The organism is Chryseobacterium sp. LJ668, from assembly GCF_019613955.1.
GTDB lineage: Bacteria > Bacteroidota > Bacteroidia > Flavobacteriales > Weeksellaceae > Chryseobacterium.
Genome location: NZ_CP080443.1, coordinates 662,280 through 687,206 on the forward strand (window position 1 = coordinate 662,280; position 24,927 = coordinate 687,206).

17 protein-coding genes are annotated in these 24,927 nt (G+C 36.5%); 8 read left to right on the plus strand and 9 right to left on the minus strand.

Annotation, left to right across the window (positions count from 1 at the left end; translation table 11 throughout):
* Nucleotides 1–5 precede the first annotated feature (5 nt).
* Entirely contained in the window at nucleotides 6–1,427 is a 1,422-nt protein-coding gene (gene xylE, locus K0U91_RS03170; protein WP_220180371.1) for a D-xylose transporter XylE, read from the plus strand.
* A 239-nt stretch (nucleotides 1,428–1,666) separates the two neighbouring features.
* Nucleotides 1,667–2,695, plus strand: a complete 1,029-nt coding sequence (locus K0U91_RS03175) for a LacI family DNA-binding transcriptional regulator (protein WP_219970746.1) — start codon at nucleotides 1,667–1,669, stop codon at nucleotides 2,693–2,695.
* 232 nt (nucleotides 2,696–2,927) lie between these two features.
* On the opposite strand, the gene K0U91_RS03180 is transcribed toward K0U91_RS03175, so the two are convergent.
* On the minus strand, nucleotides 2,928–3,716 hold the full coding sequence (locus K0U91_RS03180) for a hypothetical protein (protein WP_220571814.1): 789 nt from the start codon (nucleotides 3,714–3,716) through the stop codon (nucleotides 2,928–2,930).
* A gap of 479 nt (nucleotides 3,717–4,195) precedes the next feature.
* Here K0U91_RS03180 and K0U91_RS03185 point away from each other — a divergent pair, with 479 nt between their 5' ends.
* Nucleotides 4,196–4,675, plus strand: coding sequence for an SgcJ/EcaC family oxidoreductase (locus K0U91_RS03185; protein WP_220180373.1), 480 nt, complete (start codon nucleotides 4,196–4,198; stop codon nucleotides 4,673–4,675).
* A gap of 817 nt (nucleotides 4,676–5,492) precedes the next feature.
* Here K0U91_RS03185 and K0U91_RS03190 read toward each other — a convergent pair.
* The 8 genes from K0U91_RS03190 to kduI all read right to left on the minus strand — a co-directional run bounded on the left by K0U91_RS03190 (nucleotide 5,493) and on the right by kduI (nucleotide 15,555).
* Nucleotides 5,493–7,106 carry a UxaA family hydrolase gene (locus K0U91_RS03190; protein ID WP_220180374.1) on the minus strand — a complete coding sequence of 538 codons (1,614 nt, stop codon included), beginning with the start codon at nucleotides 7,104–7,106 and terminating at the stop codon, nucleotides 5,493–5,495.
* 6 nt (nucleotides 7,107–7,112) lie between these two features.
* Nucleotides 7,113–8,576, minus strand: a complete 1,464-nt coding sequence (locus K0U91_RS03195) for a tagaturonate reductase (protein ID WP_220180375.1) — start codon at nucleotides 8,574–8,576, stop codon at nucleotides 7,113–7,115.
* Between the two features lie 250 nt (nucleotides 8,577–8,826).
* Entirely contained in the window at nucleotides 8,827–10,356 is a 1,530-nt protein-coding gene (locus K0U91_RS03200) for an MFS transporter (protein WP_220180376.1), read from the minus strand.
* 10 nt (nucleotides 10,357–10,366) lie between these two features.
* Nucleotides 10,367–11,026 (minus strand): beta/alpha barrel domain-containing protein, encoded by a 660-nt coding sequence (locus K0U91_RS03205; RefSeq protein ID WP_220180377.1) that lies wholly within the window; start codon nucleotides 11,024–11,026, stop codon nucleotides 10,367–10,369.
* A 222-nt stretch (nucleotides 11,027–11,248) separates the two neighbouring features.
* Nucleotides 11,249–12,256, minus strand: coding sequence for a sugar kinase (locus tag K0U91_RS03210; RefSeq protein ID WP_220180378.1), 1,008 nt, complete (start codon nucleotides 12,254–12,256; stop codon nucleotides 11,249–11,251).
* A gap of 253 nt (nucleotides 12,257–12,509) precedes the next feature.
* Entirely contained in the window at nucleotides 12,510–13,907 is a 1,398-nt protein-coding gene (gene uxaC, locus K0U91_RS03215; protein WP_220180379.1) for a glucuronate isomerase, read from the minus strand.
* An 18-nt stretch (nucleotides 13,908–13,925) separates the two neighbouring features.
* A complete protein-coding gene (locus tag K0U91_RS03220) occupies nucleotides 13,926–14,708 on the minus strand; it encodes a gluconate 5-dehydrogenase (RefSeq protein WP_056035171.1) in 783 nt (260 codons plus the stop codon).
* A gap of 10 nt (nucleotides 14,709–14,718) precedes the next feature.
* Complete coding sequence (kduI, locus tag K0U91_RS03225; protein WP_220180380.1) at nucleotides 14,719–15,555, minus strand: 5-dehydro-4-deoxy-D-glucuronate isomerase; 837 nt, start codon at nucleotides 15,553–15,555, stop codon at nucleotides 14,719–14,721.
* Nucleotides 15,556–16,432: 877 nt separating this feature from the next.
* Here kduI and K0U91_RS03230 point away from each other — a divergent pair.
* The 5 genes from K0U91_RS03230 (at nucleotide 16,433) to K0U91_RS03250 (ending at nucleotide 24,919) form a co-directional block, all read left to right on the plus strand.
* Nucleotides 16,433–19,441, plus strand: a complete 3,009-nt coding sequence (locus tag K0U91_RS03230; RefSeq protein ID WP_220180381.1) for a SusC/RagA family TonB-linked outer membrane protein — start codon at nucleotides 16,433–16,435, stop codon at nucleotides 19,439–19,441.
* Between the two features lie 11 nt (nucleotides 19,442–19,452).
* The gene (locus K0U91_RS03235) at nucleotides 19,453–21,291 is read left to right on the plus strand and encodes a RagB/SusD family nutrient uptake outer membrane protein (protein ID WP_220180382.1); all 1,839 of its coding nucleotides are present in this window, start codon (nucleotides 19,453–19,455) and stop codon (nucleotides 21,289–21,291) included.
* A 122-nt stretch (nucleotides 21,292–21,413) separates the two neighbouring features.
* Nucleotides 21,414–22,403, plus strand: a complete 990-nt coding sequence (locus K0U91_RS03240) for a pectinesterase family protein (RefSeq protein WP_258561904.1) — start codon at nucleotides 21,414–21,416, stop codon at nucleotides 22,401–22,403.
* Between the two features lie 16 nt (nucleotides 22,404–22,419).
* Nucleotides 22,420–23,853: a pectate lyase family protein gene (locus tag K0U91_RS03245; protein ID WP_220180384.1), complete on the plus strand. Its 1,434-nt coding sequence runs from the start codon at nucleotides 22,420–22,422 to the stop codon at nucleotides 23,851–23,853.
* A 55-nt stretch (nucleotides 23,854–23,908) separates the two neighbouring features.
* Nucleotides 23,909–24,919, plus strand: a complete 1,011-nt coding sequence (locus K0U91_RS03250; protein WP_258561905.1) for a DUF4861 domain-containing protein — start codon at nucleotides 23,909–23,911, stop codon at nucleotides 24,917–24,919.
* Nucleotides 24,920–24,927 lie beyond the last annotated feature (8 nt).

Below are 24,927 nucleotides of genomic sequence, written 5' to 3' on the forward strand. Positions count from 1 at the left end.
AAATTATGCAAATAATAGATTCTGGTCCTAAATATTCTTCAGGAACAAAGGCGCAGATCAATATGCTGTACGTTACTGTACTCACATTGGTCGCCACTTTGGGAGGACTTTTGTTTGGATACGACACCGCTGTAATTTCAGGAGCCGAAAAATCAATTCAGGAATATCTTATCATTCCTTTGGGATTGAGTTCACTGGCTCACGGAGCGACCATTTCGAGCGCATTGATCGGATGTATCATCGGTGGCGCCATTTCCGGGATGATCTCCACAAAGCTGGGAAGAAAAAAATCATTGATGCTTTCTGCATTTCTGTTCTTCATCAGTGCTTTGGGAGCGGCGTATCCTGAATTTTTATTCTTCAAACACGGCGAACATTCAATGGGTGTTTTGCTGGCATTTAATTTTTATAGGATCATTGGTGGAATCGGCGTTGGACTGGCTTCGGCGGTCTGCCCGATGTACATTGGTGAGATTGCACCTGCCGAAATACGTGGTAAACTGGTATCACTGAATCAGTTTGCCATTATTTTCGGGATGCTCGTGGTTTACTTTGTGAACTGGGGTATCGCAAGCGGACAAACCGTAGAATGGATCAACGAGATCGGATGGAGATATATGTTTTTATCACTGACGATTCCCTCTGCTTTATTCGGAATCCTGTTGGTTTTTGTTCCTGAAACGCCGCGTTATCTGACGTTCGTGAATAAAGATGCAGAAGCGCTGAAAATTTTAACCAAAATCAATGGTGAAGCGCGTGGAAAAGAAATTTTCTCAGAAATTAAAAGCACCGTTGTTGAGCATAAAAGCGAAATTTTCGCCTTCGGGAAAACGGTGATCGTAATTGGAATTTTGCTTTCTGTTTTCCAGCAATTTGTGGGAATTAACGTGGCATTATATTACGCTCCGAGGATTTTTGAAAGTATGGGCGTTCACAAAGATTCATCGATGCTGCAAACTGTTGTAATGGGATTGGTGAATGTTGTGTTTACCGTTATCGCTATTTTCACGGTGGATAAATGGGGAAGAAAACCTTTATTGATCGTAGGTTCTGTCGGAATGGCTATTGGAATGTTTGCGATTGCGATTTTATCTTATTATCAGATTATCGGGATTGCAACTTTGGTATTTATCATCGTTTACACGGCTTCGTTTATGATGTCTTGGGGACCGATTTGCTGGGTTTTAATTTCAGAAATTTTCCCGAATAAAATCAGAGGAAGTGCGATTGCGATTGCTGTTGCCGCTCAGTGGGCAGCGAATTATTTAATTTCATCTACTTATCCTTTTATGATGGAATTCAGTGGAGCATTTACTTACGGATTTTATGGGGTGATGAGTGTTCTGTCCCTTTTCTTTGTCTGGAAATGGGTTCCAGAAACCAAAGGCAAATCTTTAGAGGAGATTGAGAAGATTTGGGAAAAATAAATATATCTTAATAATTAATTTGTTTGAAGCAGCGGAATGTCGCTGCTATTTTTCGAAAGATCTACGCTTTTGAGGGGAAGATTTCATACAATACAATTTTATATGTTTTTAAATATTAAATTTTTCATAAAATTCATCAGAAACTATATTATTAATCATTAAAATAGGTATAATTTGATTAATTTTACCATTGTTTCTCAACAGAATAGACAAGGAAAATAACGATAGTCCAGAATACTATGACAAAGAAAAATGCCACAATTTATGACATTTCAAAGAAGCTGAACGTAAGTGTGGCAACTGTTTCCAGAGCATTGAATGACAACCCGAGAATAAGCCAGGCAACCAAAGATCTTGTAGTGAAAACCGCCAAGGAAATGAACTACAAACAAAATAATCTGGCAAAAGCCTTAAAGAGCGGTGAAACAAAAAATATAGGAATCATTGTTCCGTACATCAACACCAACTTTTTCTCGTCGGTTATCCGAGGAATTGAGGAAGAATTATCTCCGCACGGTTACCACGTGATCATTTGTCAGAGCCACGAAGATGTTTTAACCGAGAAAAAACATTTAAACACTTTACTCAATGCACAAGTGGACGGGATTTTCATGTCGGTTTCCAGAACTACAATTGATACCGAACATATTCAGCACATTTTAAATACGACTAATACTCCAATTATATTCTTTGACCGAAAGAAAGACATTCCGGGGATCAGTACTGTAACCATCGACGACTACAGAGGCGGTTATATGGCAACAGAACATTTAATTGACGAAGGTTACAAAAACATTTGCCACTTTGCCGGAGATCTGAATCTTGAGATATATCAAAACCGTCTGAACGGTTATAAGCAGGCTTTGATTGATCATCAGTTTCAGGTAAAAGAAGAAAATATTATCTCTACCGGCAGCTCGATCGATGCAGGAATTGAAGCTGTTAAAAAACTTTGGAACAGCTCATCCGTTCCCGACGCTATTTTTTCTGCAAGTGATTCTACCGCTTTGGGAGCCTGTCAGGAATTGAAAAAAAGAAAAATAAAAATCCCTCAGGAAGTGGCCGTGATTGGTTTTTCAAACGAACCCTTTACCCAATTTATGGAACTTCCGATGAGCTCTATAGACCAGACCCCTGTTTTGATGGGAAATATGGCCGGACAGGTTTTTATTGATAACATTAAAGACAATTCTTCAGGTGTTTCTATTGAGAAGAAAGTTGTGCTTGCACCGCAGATTTGCGTGAGAAAGTCTTCGAAAAGAAAATAGTTTTACTTTATTTTTAATGCTCTTTAAAACCATCCTGTCTTTCGGAAAATCCAACCTCCAAGGGAGGAGGGTTATTGTCCGTTTAAGAAGGTTGAATCTTAATTCAAATTTAAAAAATGTAAGCCAAATATTAATAAAAACTACAGGTGAAATATTACCCTCCTGCGGAAAGGTGGTGAAATTCCATAGAATTTTTGACAGGGTGGTTTTGAATCATAGTTGTCACAGATTACTAATCTGCGATATCGGGATTCTTCAATTTATAACTTTTTTCAAGTTTTAGTTCTTTGTTATAATCAGGTAGTGATCCAGAAGTTTTGTAAACAGAAATAATTTGTAATTCATCATTCTTTTTTATTGCACTTACAGTTCTTATTACGGTTTCTTTTAATGGTTTCTCACGAATAATAATTGTTATTATATTTGGCAATTCTGATATTTTTTTATTTACAGTTTCATTTTCTGTTAAGTAACCATAAATTTTTCTATCATCGTAATTTGTCTCAAATCTTAATGAAGCTAATTTTGTTTGGTTAGGAATTTTACTAAAAGAAATTTCTATGTTTCCATTTTTATCAGTAACAAAATCTATAGAATCATCAAATTTTATTTTAGAATCAAAATCATATTCATAATTAATTTTAACTTTAAGATCTTTCATAACTATTTTTTGATCAGTCTTAAAAGCTAAAATATATTTATCTATATTCTTATTTCTATAAATTTCACGAGAATCTGACTCTTGAACATCGTATTTGTCAGTAAATAAAAGTTCATCACCCTTTTTTTTCCAAGTTCCTTTAAAACTTCTCCAAGTAAGACAACCAACGTGAGGACGCATCCACATTTCATATGTGAAATCAGGATTCAAAATAATTTCATTTACACTTATATTATTATTTAATAAGTTTTCGAATTCACCTTTTCCATTATAATAAGCTGTAGCATTATTAACATAAGTTTCTTGTGAAGATAAATTCAAAAAAATAAAATGGAAGAATATTATAAAAAATTGTTTCATTGTGGTAGCTAAAAATCAAATATATGAAGTTTCGGATAAAGCTAATCCTCATACTTCACAGAAAATTGGGCTTCCTTTGACTTCGCTAAGGAAACGGTTATTATTGATGCAGACATTATGCTTATTTGTGAAAAACATTCGTGTCATTTACATTTAAAAACTACAAACAATCCAAAAAATAAAATGCTCCCTACCGAAGCAAGAAGCATTTTCAACCCTAATATTTAATATAATTAACCCATTACAGAGAGACGCCTCGTCTCCATGGAATGAAATCACTCTGTAATTTTTCTGAAATAATAAGAGGAAGTACAACTTCACATTATTTAAAAAGTCAAAACTTGCTGACACAATTTATTTCCTTACTTTTATCGATATAAATATTGATGAAATACCAAATGTTGGATAAAATACTGTCAGATTAAAATCTGTTTAAAATAATATAGCAATCAGCAACAAAAAACTAAAAATTTAATATTATGAAAACTCTCTTACTTTTCTTACTAATGATGTTTAGTGTCACCAAAATTTCAGCACAAAATAAAACTGACGAAATATCAAAAATTATTAACCAGCAGGAAACCGACTGGAACAAAAACGATATGAAATCCTTTTCCAATGCATTTTCAGATGATGGTATTCTCATTAATTTTTTAGGGTTAGTTTGGAAAGGAAAGAAAATGATCAATGAACAATTTTCATACATTAACGACTGCTGCATCAAACCCACTTCTGTTAAATTTGAAGTGACCGGAGTAAAAGTAATTGATGACAAAACAGCCATCGCTTATATTAATGAAACTTTAACCGCAAAAGAAGATTATCAGGTTCCCGGTGCTACAGTAAAGAAAGGAAGTATTGATAAAAAAATCGTGACAGCAGTATTTCAAAAAGAATCGAAATCGTGGAAAATTGTTTCGATGCAGGTTACGCAGGTAAATCAAATGATGACTAAATAACGAATGCTAAATTTGTTATTTTTATTAAACTGAAATACCTTCAGCAAATTTGTTCATATCATAAAAAAGAAAATGCTCCTCACCGAAGCAAGAAGCATTTTCAACCCTAATATTTAATGATCATTAACCCATTATAGAGAGACCCCTCGTCTCCATGGAATGAAACCATTTTAAATTATAAGAGAAAAACAAAATAGCAATTTTGAATGCTGTAGAAATTAGATTATCTTATGCATACTTAAAACTATTTAAGCTGGATCAACACGAAACATTAAAATCAAAACGTTTTGAAAAAATCTACTATATTAATCTTAATTAATTTCATTACATTCATCGTTTTCATATTTTTAATTTATTCATATATTTCGAGGGAGAAAATTATGAAATCTAATAATTTTATATCAAATTATTGGATTGTTAAATATTATTGTGGGGAAGGATCAAGAGGACGTTCATCAATTAAAATTAATTACAATTCAAAAGAATATTATGTCTCTTTACATTATAATGCATGTGAAGATCTAATGAATAATAATCGGAGCGTAAAATTATATTACGACGATTCATTAGATCAAGTTTTCCATAAAACAGGATTAAACATTCAAATGGTTATTCTTTTTGGATGTGTTTTTATTTTTTTTATTTTTTTCTGGTTGCTTCCAAAAAAATATTGGTGAATTTAAAAACGTAATATGTCAAATTTAAAATCCGTTTCCTTTTCAATAAAATTCTAAGCTGAATTACAAACCCAAAAAGAAAATGCTCCCTACCGTAGCAAGAAGCATTTTCAACCCTAATATTTAATATAATTTACCCATCACAGAGAGACCCCTCGTCTCCATGGAATGAAATCATTCTGATTAAGAACGTCTGCTTTGGTTTTTACTTCGCCGCTGGCTACGTTGATGATGAGTTCCAGAAGCTCGTCTGCTGCTTCGGGAATTGTTTTGTCTCCGCTGATTACGGTACCTGCATTGAAATCAATAATGTCTGACATTTTTTCTGCCAAAACAGTATTGGAAGAAATTTTCACAACCGGAGTAATAGGATTTCCCATCGGAGTTCCAAGACCTGTGGTGAAAAGTACGACTGTTGCACCTGAACCGACTAAAGCGGTTGTACATTCGGCATCATTTCCTGGTGTACACAAAAGATTCAGACCTGGTTTTGTGGCATATTCTGTAAAGTCAAGCACATCAACAATCGGTGCCGCTCCGCCTTTTTTAGAGGCTCCTGCAGATTTCATGGCATCGGTAATTAAACCGTCTTTGATATTTCCGGGAGACGGATTCATATCAAAACCAGATCCTGCCGCAACTACAGAGGCTTCAAAATCTTTCATCAGTTTCAGGAATTTTACTCCGTCTTCATCGTTGATGCAACGGTTGACCAGCTCCTGCTCTACTCCACACAATTCAGGGAATTCGGCCAACATGGTTGTTCCGCCTACTGCCGCCATAATATCTGAAACTTCACCCAAAACAGGATTGGCAGAAATTCCTGAAAAACCGTCTGAGCCGCCACATTCCAAACCAATGTTCAGCTTGGTGATGGACGCCGGTTTTCTCTCTATCTCATTGGCTTTTTTAATGCCTTCGTATGAATCTTTGATAACGCCGGTCAGCATTTCATCGATGGTTCCCGATTTTTGCTGTTCGTAAACTACGATTGGTTTTTTGTTATTGGGAGCCAATGCATGCAGTGAATCCATGAAAATCTGTACCTGAAGATTCTGACAACCTAAGCTGAGAACCGTAGCTCCGGCAACATTCGGGTTGTTGACATATCCTGCAAACAATCTTCCCAATGCTTCAGCGTCCTGACGAATTCCGCCACAACCGCCCTGATGCGTGATGAATCTTGCATCGATGTTTTTAAATATTCTTGTATCCGGCTGTTCTTCTTCAACTTCAACAGTTGCTCCGCCGTTTAACAACGAACGTAATAACAACTGATGTTTGCTGGCTTTATCATGAAGCAATTCTTTTTCAAAAATATCCTTCAGTGTTTCGATATTCTTGTTTTCGCAGAATACTAACGGGAAAAATAACCAAACGTTTTCTGTACCAACCTGTCCGTCTTCACGGTGGTAGCCAATAAAAGTACGGTCTTTCCACTTGTCAACATTGGGTGGAGTCCAGCCCAAAGTTTCGGTTTTCCCGACCACTTTTGCACTTTGATGCTTTACGTTTTCGGTGGTAATCACTTCGCCCTGTCTTACGGATTGGTTGGCTTTTCCAACGATTACGCCATACATGATGATATGGTCGCCATCCTCAAAATCTACGGCAGCGAATTTATGTTTTGCTTTAATATCTTTAAGAATCGTATAATCTGTACCGTCTAAGTGCACCGATTCTCCGGCAGGTAAATCCAACAGCGCTACAATAACGTTGTCTTTGGGATTTACTTTCAGTACTTTCTTTTGCATGATTGTTTAAGAATAAAATTGAATAAAATTTTTGTAGGCAGTTTCCATGTCATTGTGATCGATTTCGAACAATGCTTTTGCGACTGCGGCTTTCAGGCCTGCTACCTGTGTAAGGTCGGTATCCCAGAACAGTTTTTCGCTTAATGCCTGCTCTGAAACTACTTCGTAATCTTCGTTTTTCCAGATTTCTTTAAATCTGTTCACGATCGCTTCTTCGTCATTCAGAGGAAGAGATTTTTCACCAAAACTTCCCTGATAGAATCTGATTAAACTTGCCAGAGAGAACGTTAAGTTCAACGGAAGTTTGTTATTTCTTTCAACATATATCAACAAACTTGGAACGACTCTTACTTTAAATTTAGAAACAAAATACAAAGCGATGCTTGCCAAATGATGCTTGATGAAAGGATTTCTGAATCTGTCGAAAACTTCTTCTGCAAATTCCTTCAGTTCAGTTTCGTCTAAACCTAAAGTCTGATTGACTTCATTAAATATAGAATCACTTAAAAATGTTCCGATAAATTGATCATCAATAGCTTCTTTTACGATTTCTTTTCCTGCTAAAATTGCCGGAGCCAACATCAAGGTATGTCCGCCATTCAGAATTCTAACCTTTCTTAAACGGTAGGGCTGAATATCATCTACCACCAAAATCTGTTCATTGATCTGATCGAAAGGAATTCTTTTTTTCAAATCTTCACCTCCCTGAATCACCCATAAAAGGAACGTTTCAGAAACCACCATCATCGGATCTTCATAATCCAACTGGTCTTCGTAAGTCGCAGCGTCATCTTTCGGATAGCCCGGAACGATTCTGTCTACCAAAGTATTGTGGAAGTGATTGCTGTTTTCAATCCATTCTGCAAATCCTTCTTCTAAATTCCAAAGTTGGGCATATTTTAAAATAATTCCTTTTAAAACGATTGCATTTTCTTCAATCAGTTCGCAAGGAATGATTCTTAAACCTTTGTCTGCTGCTCCATTGAAATGCTTATATCTTTCGTGAAGTAAAACCGCCACTTTCGCTGGGAAATTTTTGTGCGGACCTTCGTAGGTATTTTCAGTTTCGTCGTAGGCAATTCCTGTTTCTGTTGTATTTGAAAAAACAAATTCAAGTTCTTCTTCTTTCGCCAACTTCAAAAAGCTGTTGTAATCCGCATAAGGATTAACTGACTTCTGAATCGCTGAAATCACACATTTCTCATCAATGATTTCTCCTTTTTTGATTCCTCTTGAAAATAAAGTGTAGAGATTCCCCTGCTCTTCAAGCTTGTGAACTGAACCGTTGGGTGTCGGCTGAATATTGACAATTCCTGCATTGAAATCTGCTTCTTTATTTAATTTATCGATCACATAATCTGTAAATCCGCGCATGAAGTTTCCTCCCCCAAACTGTACGATTTTTATTGGTAATTTTGTATTGAGTCCGCTGTTTTGGCGGTTTAACTGTTGTTTTGTCTGATTTTCCATCTTATTGTTGATGATTTTTTTAACGCAAAGTCCGCAAAGATTTTTGGACAAAATGCTGTATATTTTTAAGCTCGCAAAGGCGTTCTACTTAGCAAAGAACTCAAAGTCGTTATTTGAACCACTAAGGTTTAATAAGGAGTTAAGGTTATTTAAGAGAAATAAATTTCTTAAGCTTACACTTAAATTTGCCTGCAAATTCTTAATCATTCTTAACCTCTTAATTCTCCTTAATTGTTTTAAATTTTATTTTCTATTTACTGATCACCTTATATTTTGGAACCAATGATTTCATTACGACCCATGCAATTAGATAAGCGACTGCACAGATGGAGAAAATGATCATGTATCCTTTGTCAATTCCGTCTGAAACTACAGCGCCTGATTTTTCTAACTGCTTAAAGAAATCATCCGGCAAACGGTCGTTGATGTACTGAGGATATTTTTCCAACAAAGGAACTCCGTCTACTGTTGACCATGCTTTGTGAGCGTGATCGAATAAAACTCCAGAAGATTTATTAATGATGAACGAACCGATTCCTCCAGCCATTCCGCCAATTCCTGTGATGGTTGCAATGGCTTTTTTAGGGAACATATCGCCTACTGTCGAGAAAATATTGGCTGACCAAGCCTGGTGTGCTGCTCCTGCAACTCCAATAATTAAAACAGGTAACCAATATGTAATTGTTCCAAGAGGTTGTGCTAAAAGTGCCAACAAGGGGAAAAATGCGAAAATTAACATTGCTTTCATTCTTCCTGTATAAGCGTTCATTCCTAATTTTTCAACAAAATATTTTGGAAGCCAACCCCCAATAATCGACAGTAAAGTAATCATGTATAATACGAATAATGGCAATGCACTTTGAGTGGAATCCATTCCGTAAACTGAGCTTAAATAAGCCGGAGTCCAGAATAAAAAGAACCACCAAACGCCATCTGTCATAAATTTACCGAAGGCAAAAGCCCAAGTTTGTCTGTAGCTGAAACATTCTTTAAACGTAAATACTTTTTCCGGAACTGATTTATCTTCATTCGGAAGATCGTCCTGATCCTGATTGATATACGTTAGTTCATGTTCGTTAACTCTCTTGTGCAAGTGAGGTTTTTTGTAAACGAAAACCCAAAGTCCCATCCAAACAAATCCTAGTGCACCAATAATGATAAACGCCCATTCCCAACCCAATGATTTTGCGATAAAAGGGATTGTAAGCGGTGCTGCCAAAGCTCCTACTGTTGCTCCTGCATTCCAGATACTTGTAGAAAATGCTCTGTCTTTTTTAGGGAAATATTCTGCTGTCGTTTTGATCGCTGCCGGGAAATTTCCAGCCTCACCAATTGCCAGTACGAAACGTGCAAAAACAAATAAAGTAACACTTGTACTGATAATTGCAGAAGTATTGGAAACTGTTCCGATCAATTCTTTAGAACCATGAAAACCAGCCGCCCATTCTCCAGTAAGGATTCCTGAAGTTGCAATTCCGCAGAATGCGTGTAAAACTGCACCCACAGACCAAACTCCGATTGCCCAAAGAAAACCTTTTTTGGTATCCATGAAATCCACGAACTTTCCTGCGAAAAGCATTCCCACTGCGTAAAATATGGAGAATAATGCGGTGATGTTTCCGTAATCGTTGTTATTCCAGTGAAATTCCGGTGCTATAAAATCTTTCCACGTCAAAGATAAAACCTGACGATCCAGATAATTGATCGTGGTGGCGAGGAATAACAGCAGACAAATCGTCCATCTGTATTGCGTCGGCTTAAGAGATTTAACTGAACTCATAGTCATTTATTTATTTTAAAGTCTGAATGATATCCAGCACTTTTTTGGTTTCATTTTCTATTGTCGCATAGTCTTTCGCAAGCATTAATTCGTTACTTACCAGCTTGCTTCCCATTCCTACTGCAGAAACTCCTGCCTTATACCAGCTTTCAATACTTTCTTTGGTAGTATCAACACCACCTGTTGGCATAAATTTCAGATTAGGGAACACATCTTTGATGGCACTCATAAATCCTGGTCCCAAGGCGTTCCCTGGGAATAATTTTATGAAAGTTACACCAGCAGTTTCCGCCGCAATAATTTCGGTAGGTGTCATACAACCCGGACTGTACAACAAGTCTTTAGGAATTAAAAATGCTGCAACTTCCGCTACAAAACCCGGACTGATAAAGAAATCTGCACCTGCTTTGTAATATTCTTCTGCTTGTTTTACATTTTTAATAGTTCCGATACCAAGAAGCATTTCAGGCATTTCTGCATTACGAACTTCAACCATTTTTGTGAAATTACTCAACGCAGCTTCACCACGGCTGGTATATTCTACAGCGCGGATTCCTGCTTTGTAAAGCGATTTTAATATTTCTAAAGTTACCGTTTCATCAGCATTATAATACAGAGGCAGAGCTCCCTGATTGATGATGGTGTTTGTAACCAATTGTATTTTTGTCATTTTGTTTTAATTATTTTGTTAAAATAATCTTTGATGGGGTTTTATCCATCCTTTGGTATGCTGTAACTTCAACACTTCCTTTTTTTTAACGCAAAGGGTGCAAAGATTTTCTTTTTAAAATTTGATGTATAATTTTAAGTTCGCAAAGGCGTTTCACTCAGCGAAGTTCGCAATGTTTTTGTTTAAGCAATAAGCCAATTGCCAAAAGCTAACAGCAAAGAACTACCTTTTGATTCTTCCTCCGGAATTTCCGGCCATTACTTCGAGAATATCTTCTGCGCTGCAGTAATTGATGTCGCCTAAAATGGTGTGTTTGATGGCACAGGCCGCGTTGGCGAAATTCAGTGCTTTTTCATCATCGAAATTTAATAAACCATAAATTAAACCTGCTGCAAAAGCATCTCCCGTTCCGATTCTGTCGACTACGTTGTCTATTTCCAAAAATTTAGTTTCAAAATAGTTTTCGTTAATTAAAGCTCTTCCCTGCGTCTGCTGAGAACTTGCCGTAACCCCGATTCTTATTTTGTCAAAAATTTTATAAATGGATGGACACTGTTTTTTTAATTCTTCACAAGCTTCAATGAAACCTTTCTGATCTGATGAAAATTGAGTTCCCAAAATTTCATTGATCTCATTCACTCCACCGATGAAAATCGTTGAGTACGAAACCAATTCTTTTAAAACTTCATTTCCATTTTTACCATATTTCCACAGGTTGGAACGGTAAGCAGGATCGGTGGTCACTTCGATTCCCATTTCACGGGCGGTCAATAAACCTTCTTTTAAAGCTTCGTAAGCACCTTCAGAGATTCCAGGACTGATGCCTGTCCAGTGGAAATAATCGCAACCTTCCAAAGCTTTTTTCCAGTCAACCTGTTCGGGTTTGATGTTGGCAAAAGAACCGTTCAGCCTGTTGTAAGCAATTCTGCTCGCACGAACCGATGAACCTACTTCAAGGAAATATAAACCTAAAGGATGTTCGTTTTTATTGATGAAAGTTGTATCAATTCCAAAACTTTTAATGAAAGATAATGCAGATTCTCCCACAAAATCATCAGAAACATTGCTGATGTGCGTTACCTCGCAACCCATTGTTGCCAATGAAGAAGCTACGTTGAGCTCAGTTCCGCCGAAAAAGAATTCCATCTCGTGGCTCTGTTTCATTGTTTTGTTTCCGGGAGGTGAAAGCCTCATGATTACTTCACCGAAAGTAAGTATTTTGCTAGCCATATTTTAAATACTCTGTTTAATATCTACTGTTATTTAAACGCAAAGTGCGCTAAGATTTTTATAAACTACTAACTGTTTTTAAGTTCGCAAAGGCGTTCTATTCAGCCAAGCTCACAAAGATTTTCAAGTTTAGAAAAATTGCAGATATGAAAATTATTGTTTTTTTTCTCTCGCAGATTTAGCAAATTTTGCAGATTTAAAATTGATCTGCTTTATCAGCTCAATCTGCGAGAGATTTTATTTAATTCGAAATTTAAAAATCGAAATAATTTTTAGCATTATGATAACAGATATCGGAAATGGTTTTTCCGATCAGTTCCATATCATCCGGCAATTCTCCGTTTTTCATTTCTTCTCCAAAAAGATTACACAATACTCTTCTGAAATATTCGTGTCTTGGGTAAGATAAGAAACTTCTTGAATCTGTCAGCATTCCTACGAAACAGCTGATCAATCCCATGTTTGAAAGGGCATTCATCTGCTTGATCATTCCGTCTTTCTGATCCAAAAACCACCATCCGGAACCGAACTGTACTTTTCCTTTGATGCTTCCGTCATTAAAATTCCCGATCATCGTTGCGAAAATTTCGTTGTCTGCAGGATTTAAGTTATAGAGAATTGTTTTGGTCAGTTTGTCTTTTCCGTCTAAAGCGTTTAATAGTTTAGATAAAGTTTCAGCCTGTACGAAGTCACCGATAGAATCCCAGCCTGTATCAGGACCTAAAATTCTGTGCATTCTTTCGTTGTTGTTTCTTAAAGCACCCAAATGGAACTGCTGAACCCATCCGAATTTGTGATATGTTTCTCCTAAGAATAATAAAATCGCAGTTTTAAACTGATTTACCTGCTTTTCAGCAATTACTTTTCCTGAAATTTTATCATTAAAAATGGCGCTTACTTCAGCTTCTGAAGTTTCTTCGAAAGAAATATTGTTTAATCCGTGGTCACACAATCTGCATCCGTTTTCGTGGAAATATTCAACTCTTTTTAATAAAGCATCGCACAAAGTCTGGTAAGAATTAATCTCAATTCCTGCTGACTCGCCTAATTTAGAAATATAATCTGTGAAGTTGTGGTTCTCAATTAAAATCGCTTTATCCGGACGGAAAGCTGTACTTACTTTAATGCTGAAATCGCTTTTCGCTAAATCCTGATGGTAATTTAAAACATCAATCGGATCTTCGGTGGTGCACAAAGATTCTACGTTCATCATTTTCAGCAAACCTCTTGTCGACTTTTCAGGAGTCTGAAGCTGTGCCGTGATGTTGTCGTAAATATCTGATGCGTTTTTTTCGTTCAATAATTCATCAATTCCGAAATAACGCTTCAATTCTAAATGCGTCCAGTGGTACAAAGGATTTCTTAACGTATAAGGAACCGTTTTTGCCCAAGCCTCGAATTTTTCTTTGTCTGATGCGTCGCCAGTGATGAATCTTTCGTTCACGCCCATCGTACGCATTGCACGCCATTTGTAATGATCGCCCGCAATCCAGACTTTAGATATGTTTTCGAAAACCGTATCTTCAGCGATATCTTTTGGAATCAAATGATTGTGATAATCGATGATCGGCTGTTTTTCTGCGAAATTGAAATATAATTCTTCCGCGTATTTATTTTGTAATAAAAAGTTATCTGTAATAAAATATTTCATTTCTGTAAAATTCTTGTGTTATTCATTAGCAGGTTTCCCGATGGTCGCCAAAATACCTCCGTCCACATAAATAATGTGTCCGTTGATAAATTTACTCGCGTCTGAAGCTAAGAAAATAGCGGTTCCTGCAAGATCTTCAGGGTTCCCCCATCTTCCTTCCGGTGTTCTGCTGATGATAAAATCGTTAAACGGATGACCGTCTACTCTGATTGGTTCTGTCTGGGTTGTCGCAAAATATCCGGGACCGATACCGTTCACCTGAATATTATGTTTTGCCCATTCTGTTGCTAAATTTTTGGTCAGCATTTTCAGTCCGCCTTTTGCAGAAGCATACGCTACTACATTGTCACGGCCAAGCTCACTCATCATTGAGCAAATATTGATGATTTTACCGGATTGTCTTTTAATCATGTGTTTCCCAACCAGTTGAGACATGATGAAAGGACCGGTAAGATCTACATCGATTACTTTTCTAAAGTCTGCAACATCCATCTCCAAAGCCGGAACACGTTTAATGATTCCTGCATTATTGACCAAGATGTCTATTTTCCCATGCGTAGCAAGCATTAATGCTACTTTCTGAGCTGCTTCAAGTTCGTCTGTCACATCAAAAAGATAACCTGTAGCATTATATCCTTTACTGCGATAATATTCTAAGGCTTCATCTAATTTTGAGGGAGTTGTACTTGTGATTGCCAGTTCAGCACCTGCAGAGGCAAGGCCTTCAGCCATTGCCATTCCTAATCCGTGAGTACCGCCTGTTACAACGGCTACTTTTCCGGATAAATCGAATAAATTCATGTAGAAAAAATTACTTTAGTTCGTTAGTTTTAACAGCGTCCATGTCGCCATAATCCATATTTTCTCCTGCCATTCCCCAGATAAAAGTGTAGTTGGAAGTACCAACTCCTGAGTGAATAGACCATTCCGGAGACAAGACTGCTTCGTTGTTTTTCATAAAGATATGACGGGTCTCGTTCGGCTGGCCAAGAAAATGACTCACAGCCTGCCCTTCTTCAAGATCAAAATAAAAATATGCTTCCATTCTTCGGGTATGTGTGTGGGAAGGCATCGTGTTCCAAACACTTCCTTCATGCAGCTCGGTCATTCCCATTTGTAGCTGGCAAGTTTCCAATACGCTATTGACGATCAATTTATTAATCGTACGTCTGTTGGCGTATTTTGTTTCACCTAATTCTACAATTTCGGCTTCATTTTTAGTGATTTTCTTTGTAGGGAAAGTGTGATGCGCAGGAGCTGAATTGAAATAAAATAAAGTCTGACCTTCACTTCCGTTTTCAAAAACAACATCTTTTGCTCCTTTTCCAATGTATAAAGCCTCCTTATTTCCAAGCTCGAAAACCTCTCCGTCAACCGTTACCTTTCCGGCAGCGCCAACGTTGATAATTCCTAATTCTCTTCTATCTAAGAAATTTTCTGCCTTCAGATCATCAGTAGGTTCAAGTTTCAAGACGCTATTTACGGGCATTGCACCACCTACGATCATTCTGTCGTACATAGAATATACTACATTGATTTGATCTTCATTAAATAAATCATTCATTAAAAACTCCCTTCTCAGGTCCTCAGTTGTATATTTTTTTACATCTTCAGGATGATGGGCGTAACGAAATTCTGATTTTGTCATACTCTAGATTTTAAACTTAAAATTGTGGTTTTAAAAAAACCTGTTGAACATTGCGTAATCGATTGCATTAAATTACACTAAAATTGTACAGAAATACTTGTCGATAAATATATAGATAATATGTATTCCGTTAACAAAAAATTCACTTAAATTTTTAAATATCTGACTAACAGTAAAATATAATTTATATTTTGGAGTAAAATGAGAATTTTTAAGAATAAAGTGTGTTTTATTTTAACGAAATCAACCGTAAAAATCGGTTAAAATAAAATCATGCCGCAAAATAAAGCTCTGATAGTAGTCATGCAACAAATACAACAACAAAACAAAATAATTCATCAGTTCATGTTAAATTATGGCAATTTGGTAATAATTATAAAATATGTAAATTTTATGAACTGATAAAACTGATAAAAATCACATAAAATTTCGCAAAAATGATTCTTGCGTATCTTTTTGGGGAAATTTCATGAGTGTAAAACAGGTAATTTTCATAAAAATCTATCAATTTTTAATAATAGAGTACAGAATATTTATAATTCTCGAAAAGATTGGAAATTGAATGAGTACATCAATTAAACGTTTAATAATCAAATATTTAAATAAAATAAATTGGTTCTGTATTTTGTATTTATAAACAAATTTCATCTACTAATTAATAAAAAAATAATATTTTTTTCTTTGTATAATGAAAAATAATATTAGTTTAGGAGCCACGATAAATATAAGTCGTGAAAAATTACGCAATCGATTGCACAAGTTTAGCGTAAAAGAATTACAAAGATCAAACAGAGTACTTAAAATCCACAAAAACTAAGCGGAAGGTCTGCAAAAATGCTTTCTAACCATACTTTAAAAACTATATAAGGATATAATAATGAATAAAAAAGTACACTCAATAAAGTGGTTATATTTAACTGTTTTTCTGCTTCCGGTACTTGGGTTGGCGCAGGAAAAAGGTAAAGAAAAAGAAACCAACATTGACGAAGTGGTTTTGGTAGGTTATACCAAAGTCTCTAAAAAAGATGTTACCAACGCTGTTTCATCTGTAAAAGCTGAGGCTATTAAAGATATGCCATCAACCAACGCAGCTGAAGCAATCCAAGGCAGAATGGCAGGAGTTAGAGTTGCCCTAAGTGAGGGCTCACCAGGTGCTGATGTAGATATCGTAATCAGGGGTGGTAACTCGATTACCGGAAGCAATGCGCCATTGTATATTGTAGATGGAGTTCAGATGGACAATGCCTTATCTATTTTATCACCTAAAGAAATTGAGTCTATTGAGGTTTTAAAAGACGCATCATCGACTAACATCTACGGAGCCCGTGGAGCCAACGGAGTCGTTTTGATTACAACAAAAGGCGGCCGTAAAAGAGCTAAAACATCTATCAACTATAACGGATTTTTGGGAGTAAGAAAAATTCAGAATACGATTGATGTTTTGGACCCTTACCAATATGTGCTTTATCAATACGAATTGTATAACAAAGCCGGAGTCCAGACTGACATTGATGCTTTTGCAGCAAGATATGGAGCCTACAACCAGCTAGACAAATATAAAGACATCAAAAAGAGAGACTGGCAAGATGAGGTTTTTGGAAGAGATGCATTTAACTTTACTCACAATTTGGGTATAACGGGAGGATCTGAGAATTCAGCTTTCTCATTAACATTGAACAATATACAGGAAGACGGTATTATGATTGGCTCTGGTTTTAAAAGAAACATGGCAAATTTCAAATACGATTATGATCTTTCAAAGAAACTAAGCATGAGTTTGAATGCCAGATACAGCAGACAAACCATCTTTGGAGCAGGAACGTCTTCTACAGGATCACAAAGCAGTAACCGACTTAGAAATGCAGTAAGATATCAGCCTTTTGAAGGTGGCTCTACCGTAAACGTTGATGAGTTTGACCCTTTATTTGCAGATCAGACCAACCTGGTAAATCCGGTTTTATTAGCCAATAGCGAGGTTAAGGAAAGTGGTAGAAATGATTTATTACTTAACGGTGTTATAGAATATAAAATCAACAAAAATTTCACCTTCCGAAGTGTAATTGGGTATGTGCAGAGAGATGAATTTGTCAATCAATTTTCTGGGACAGTAACAAGTTTAGCAAGACAAAATAATGATCAGCCTGTTGTGTTTTTAAGTAAAACTCAAACAAGAAGAATTACGAATACCAATACTTTAAATTTCAAAAAGACATTTGGAAAACATAAGCTAGACTTATTAGCAGGACAGGAAACTGTGAAAACAGATGGTGAATCATTGGTAATGAATATCAAATGGTTTCCAAAATCGATAACTGCAGAAGAAGCATTTGCTAATATTCAGTCGGCTTCACCTCCTTCAGGATTGGTGCAAGATGCTCCAAGAGCAGGAAGAGTGCCTGATCGATTAGCGTCATTCTTCGGTAGAGTCAACTACATCTACAATAACAAATATATCATTACTGCTTCAATGAGAGCAGATGGCTCGAGTGTCTTCGGACCAGGAAACAGATGGGGATATTTCCCTGCAGCCTCTGTAGCATGGAAAGTTGCTGAAGAAAACTTCCTAAAAGATAGTGAAACAATCAGTGAATTAAAACTTCGTGCAGGATATGGTCTATCTGGAAACAACAGAATCGGATCTTTCTTGTATGACACATTTTTTACCACATCATCTGATTACGGATATGCATTTGGAACCAATGTTACTCCTGGTGCTACCACGGGAAATATTCTAGCAAACAAAGGTGTAAAATGGGAATCTGCAACCTCTAAAAATATTGGTTTAGACTTTGGTTTATTTAAAGGAAGAGTATACGGTACGCTTGATTTTTATCAGACCGATACAAAAGACTTATTGCTTTTAGCTAAAATTCCTCAGACAACAGGATATGAATTTCAATATCAAAACTCTGGGAGCACAACCAATAAAGGAGTTGAGCTTACTTTAGGAAGCACAATCATCAACAAAGATAATTTCACCTGGAAAATTGACGCCAATATATCCTCCAATGAAAATACAATCAAAAGCTTAGGTAATAACGCTTCTGCAAGTGCTGATTACTATTTATACCCTTCTGGCTGGCAAAACAATTTAAATGATTTCTTAGTACAGGTGGGCAAACCAGTTGGTACTTATTGGGGATATGTTACAGCAGGAAGATATGAAATCAGTGATTTTGATTATAATGCAACTACACAAGTTTATACTTTGAAAGCGGGTGTACCTAATGCCGCCTCTGCAGCAAATGGCGCAAAAGCCATACAACCGGGAGATCTTAAACTGACGGACTTGAATGGTGATGGCAATATTGATAATAAAGACATGACCGATTTAGGAAATGCTCAGCCAAAATTCTATGGCGGATTTAATCAAACTTTCCGTTACAAAAACTGGGATATGAGCTTGATGTTCAACTTCTCTGTCGGTAATAAAGTATACAATGCCAATAAACTTGAATACTCTACCCAGTATCTTTACAAAGACAATAACATGTCTGCAGATGTAGCAGACAGATGGAAATGGTTTGATAACAATGGGGTAAAAGTAAATGATCCAACTGCATTGGCTGCATTAAACGCAAATACTACCATGTGGACTCCTCCGGCTGGAGCATATTTCTTACATTCGTACGGTATTGAAGACGGATCTTTCTTAAGATTAAATAACGTAACCCTTGGTTATTCACTTGGAAAAGATTTTACAAAACAGTTGGGACTTTCTAATTTCAGATTGTACTTTACCATGAATAACGTATTTACGATCACAGGATATTCCGGATATGATCCTGAAGCAAACACAAGAAGAAACCCTCTAACACCCGGTGTAGATTACGCAGCGTACCCACGAAGCAGATTTATCTTATCCGGAATTGATATTACTTTTTAAACTTTAATATAATGAAAAAATACAAATATTTAACGCTTCTATTTTCCGTTGCCGGAATTTTATCGCTGAGCTCTTGCAATGACTACCTTGAGGTCGAGAGCTTATCAAACACAGCAGAAGAACAGCAGTTTGATTCTGCATCAGACACATTCTCTGCATTGGTTGGAGTGTACAACAGTACGATGGGAGACAATACCTATGGTCAAAGAATGAATCTTATCCTTACGCAGTCTGGCGATGATTTCAGAACTTCTGGAGATTATAATGCTAACGACAGAAGAGGGATCAGCTGTTTCGGAGCAATCTCTACAAATACAGAACTTCTTAGACCGTTTTTGGACACATATGCCGGAATTGAAAGAGCCAATCTTGTTATTAAAAACATTCCGCTTTCGGTGGTTTACAAAACAGGTTCTGAAGCAGATAAAAAATTGATGGATCGCTATTTAGGTGAAGCATTGACGCTGAGAGCTCACTTTTATCATGATTTGATTAAAAACTGGGGTGATGTACCTTTTCAGGATGTCCCTTCTGCTGATCTGCCATCACTGTATCTTGCAAAAACAGATAAAGATGTGATCTACGACAAGATTCTTGACGATTTATTAAAAGCTGAAAATCTTGTTCCATGGAAATCTGAAGGAAATACTACGGCTCAAAGAATCTCTAAGGCTGCTGTAAAAGGCTTGAGAGCCAGAATTGCATTGACAAGAGCGGGATATTCTCTGAGAAGAAATCCTCAAATGATGATGCAGGGATCAAATCCTCAAAAATATTATCAGATTGCTTATGATGAATGTAAAGATATCATCAACTCTGGTCAGCATAAGCTAAACCCTAGCTATGAAGGTTTATTCAGATCATTACACACCAATACTCCTGATGCTACAAACGAAATAATTTATGCAATCGGAGCTTTCGGAGGAAACTCCCGAACAGACAGTAAAATTGGTTATTACAATGGTTTGAGACATGAAGATACAGACTGGAAATCTTCAGGAGGTATCAATGCCATTCCTGTATACTTTTATGAATTCACAAAATTCGACTTAAGAAGAGATGTCAACATTGCAATCTTTAGGGTAAGTACTACAAAACAAGAAGATCTTCAGACATCAGTGAACTGGAACGACGGTAAATTCAGAAAATCATGGACAAGCATCACCGGAACTTCTCAAAACCTTGGGATCGATTGGCCAATGATAAGATATGCCGATATCCTGTTAATGTTTGCTGAAGCTGATAATGAATTGCACAGTGGGCCTTCTCAGGAAGCTGTAAATGCAGTTTTGTCTGTAAGACAAAGAGCATATGCCGGAAATTTGGCGCAAGTGGGTACAATTCCTACCGATAAAATTGGCTTCTTTAATTATCTTGTAAAAGAAAGATCATTGGAGTTTGGTGGAGAAGGTCTTAGAAAATACGATCTGATCCGTTGGAATCTTTTAGAAACTAAAATCAATGAAACCAGAGCCAAACTTACCCAATTCATGAATGGAACTGGTGCTTATGCTAACGTTCCGGAATATGTTTTCTATAAAAAACCTGCTGCTACAGTTGCCAACTATGTTCCAACAAAAACAGCACAGCAAAACGTTTTAGATATTGATTTCTATACAACCGGCTCAGTGGCAAAGGCAGATGTTTTCTACAGCCCCAATCAATCAGTAGCAACGCCGTCAGGATATACAAAGGTTAACTGGAGATTAGCCATGACCCAACCATACATTAGTGGTGATCCTGTAAAGAGTTATGCCTATTATTTCCAGCCAAATAAAAAAGAATTGTTGCCCATCGCATTAGACATCATTAATTCTAACTACAATCTTACACAAGATTACGGTTATTAGAATCAAGATACATTCATATTAATTTTGATACAGACTTTCTCCTTTATTGGGGTAAAGTCTGTATTTTCCTAATGAAATTAAAATATATGAAGATTTCAAATTTTTACAAAAAAATAAAGTTTTTGTCTATTTTTTCAGTAGTTGTGATCAGTTTTTTTTCTTTCAAGATTAATGATGAAAAGACCATCATAGTTTCGAAAGACGGGAAAGGTAATTTCACTACAATCCAGCAGGCTATCAATTCTGTTGAAGATGGAAAAACAGTAAGAACAAAAATCATTGTAAAACCAGGAACTTACAGAGAAAAAATTACAGTTTCAGCTGCAAAAAGCCCAATCATTTTAATGGGAGAAAAAGCAGAAAACACCATTTTAGTGTACGGTGACTTTGCTTCAAAACAAAATAGTGAAGGTAAAAACATAGGAACTACAGGTTCATCAACAATATTTATTTTTTCCGATAATTTTTCAGCTAAAAATTTCACTTTTCAAAATGACGCAGGACCAGTAGGACAAGCCGTTGCAGTTTTGACAGCCGGAGACAAAATTGCATTTGAGAATTGCCGATTTCTAGGATTTCAGGATACTTTATACACAAAAGGAATGCAGGACAACGCCGACAAAAGCAAATCTTCGCGGAATTATTTTAAAAACTGCTATATCGAAGGAACTACTGATTATATTTTCGGAGCAGGAACCGCAGTATTTGAAAACTGTACGATTTACTCCAAAAAAAATGCATCTTACGTTACAGCTGCTTCCACAATTGAAGGGATTGAGTTCGGATATGTATTTATTAACTGTAATTTAACAGGAGCTGCCGATGCAAATTCTGTATATTTGGGTCGTCCGTGGAGACCATTTGCAAAGACTGTTTACATCAACTGTGCAATCGATTCCACAATAAAAGCTCAAGGATGGCATAATTGGGGAAAAGTAGATGCTGAAAAAACCGTTTTCTACGCAGAATACAATTCCAAAGGTCACGGAGCAAATGTTTCAAAAAGAGTTTCTTGGTCACATCAGATCACAAAAAAGGAAAGTAAAAAATATACTTCTAAAAATATTCTGTCCGGAAAAGACAACTGGAATTTCAAAAAAGCCACTAAATAATCTCAAAAAGTTATAAATGAAAATCTTTTCTACATTCTTCCTTTTGGGACTTTTATCTTTACAAAGCTGTACAAGCCAGATAAAAACTTCATCCGCATCTGAAACCACAGTTTCAGGAAAGCTGATCAGTTTTCCCGGCGCAGAAGGTTTTGGAAGATTTACTAAAGGCGGACGTGGCGGAAAAGTTTTATTTGTAACTAAATTAACTGATGACGGCTCAGAAGGAACTTTACGACACGCTTTAGAACAAAAAGGGCCGCGATATATCATCTTCAGAACTGCAGGAACTATTTTTCTTGAATCTCCGTTAAAAATAAAAGAAGGCAACGTCACCATTGCCGGACAAACTGCTCCCGGCGACGGAATCACTATTGCGAACTATGAAACTTTTGTTTCGGCTGACAATGTAATTATCCGTTATATGAGATTCAGAATGGGTGACAAGAAAAAGTATGAAGGCGATGCTTTGGGCGCAAGATTTATTAAAAATTTGATCGTTGATCATTGTTCGATGAGCTGGTCTACTGATGAGACGGTTTCCATTTACGTCAATGAAAATACAACGCTTCAATGGTGTGTCATTGCTGAAAGCCTGAGAAATTCTGCCCACCAGAAAGGCGCTCATGGCTACGGAGGAATTGCAGGTGGAAAATTCGCATCTTTTCATCATAATATCTATGCCAACCACGACAGCAGAAATCCCAGATTGGGAGAATATGCGGGAAGTAAATTTGCACTGACTGATCTTACAGACTTCAGAAACAATGTAATCTACAACTGGGGACACAACAATATTTATGGTGGCGAAGGAATGAATGTGAATATCATCAACAATTACTATAAACCCGGACCTGCGTCGATGAACAGAAAAAGAATTGCTGCCATCGACAAAAATGAAAAACCGGAAACAGAAGTTTATAATATCTGGGGGAAATACTACATCAACGGAAACGTTTCTGAAGGAAATCCCGACGTGACAGCAGACAATTGGGAAAAAGGAGTTTTCAGTCAGATGAAAAATTCTTACAACCTTACAGATAAAGATAAAAATTCTATTAAAATCAATCAGCCGCACGATATTCAGAATAATGTGAAAACCGATTCTCCAAAAGAGGCGTATGAAAAAATATTAAAAATTGGAGGAGCGAGTTTGGTAAGAGATGAGGTAGATGTACGTATTTTGGAACATGTTAAAAATGGAACGTTCTCCCATAAAGGTTCGCTTGGAAGTGACAATGGAATCATCGATTCTCAGGAAGATGTAGGTGGATTTCCATATCTAAAATCCGGAAAAGCTCTGCTTGACTCAGACAACGACGGAATGCCCGATGAATGGGAAACCAAAAATAATATTGACCCGAAAACAGCCAATGCCAACGGAAAAGATTTAGATAAAAATTATGATAACATTGAGGTGTATATAAACAGCCTCGTTAAAAAAATAACCTAAAAATCAACGATAGTTCCAGAACTTTCAGACCATTCGGTTATCTAAAATAAAAATAATGTCAGTAAAAATAAAATCAAACGTATTCAAAATACTTCTAGCGACAGCAGTTTTCGCTGGCAGTTCATCTTTCGCTCAGAAAAATGTGATTGAGAAAATCCGTAAAAACCCGAAAGCTCCTTTCTCCTACGCAGAATTGTCTATAAAAGATGGCGGAAAATGGCAGGGTAACGAGTATATCGGCGGAATTTTCAAAAACGTTAACGAATTAACCCTTCCGACTGAACATACCGACCATTCTTACTACATCAGATACGAAGGAATTGGCTTGGAAAACAATCAAATCGGTTACAGATTGTATTTGGACTGGAGAAATGCCACAGATATTTTCGGTAAAAAAGTGAATACTCTGGTGTTGCCGGAAGTGGGACAAGATGGCTTTGAAACTTATCATCACGATGCACCTTGGGGACAGGATATTTTAAAATCCGGTCGTACCATCGGAGTCGGTTCTTACGGAAGATATGACGAGCAGAATGATTTTGTTGAAACTTTTAAAACAGTAAAAAGCACCACCGCAAAAGTTTTTAATGAAAACGATAAATCTTTCGCAACCATCGATTACAATGGCTGGAAAACTTGGGGAAAAGCGGTTGACCTTCAATCGAAGCTGACGATTTTTAACAAAGACCGTTTTGTGAGGGTTGATTTAAATTTGAATGAAACAATTTCAGGATTATGTACCGGAATTGTTGCATTCAAAGATATTCCCATGAAAGAGGCAGTCAGTAAAAACAAAAAATGGGGTTACATTGCAACTTACGGAATGCAGACTTTGGCTAAAAAAGAAGACAATTTGGGAATGGTCATCTTCTACCCTGTCGGAAATTTAGATAAAATTGTAAAAACCAAATCGACCCACGTTGTAGTTTTCAAAAAAACCAAAAACGTTTCGTATTACTTTATGGGAGCTTGGTCACAGGAACCCAACGGAATAAAAACCGAAGCAGACTTTTACAAAGATTTAGATAAAAAATTAGAAATTTTAGATAATAACAATCAACTTTAAAATTGAAT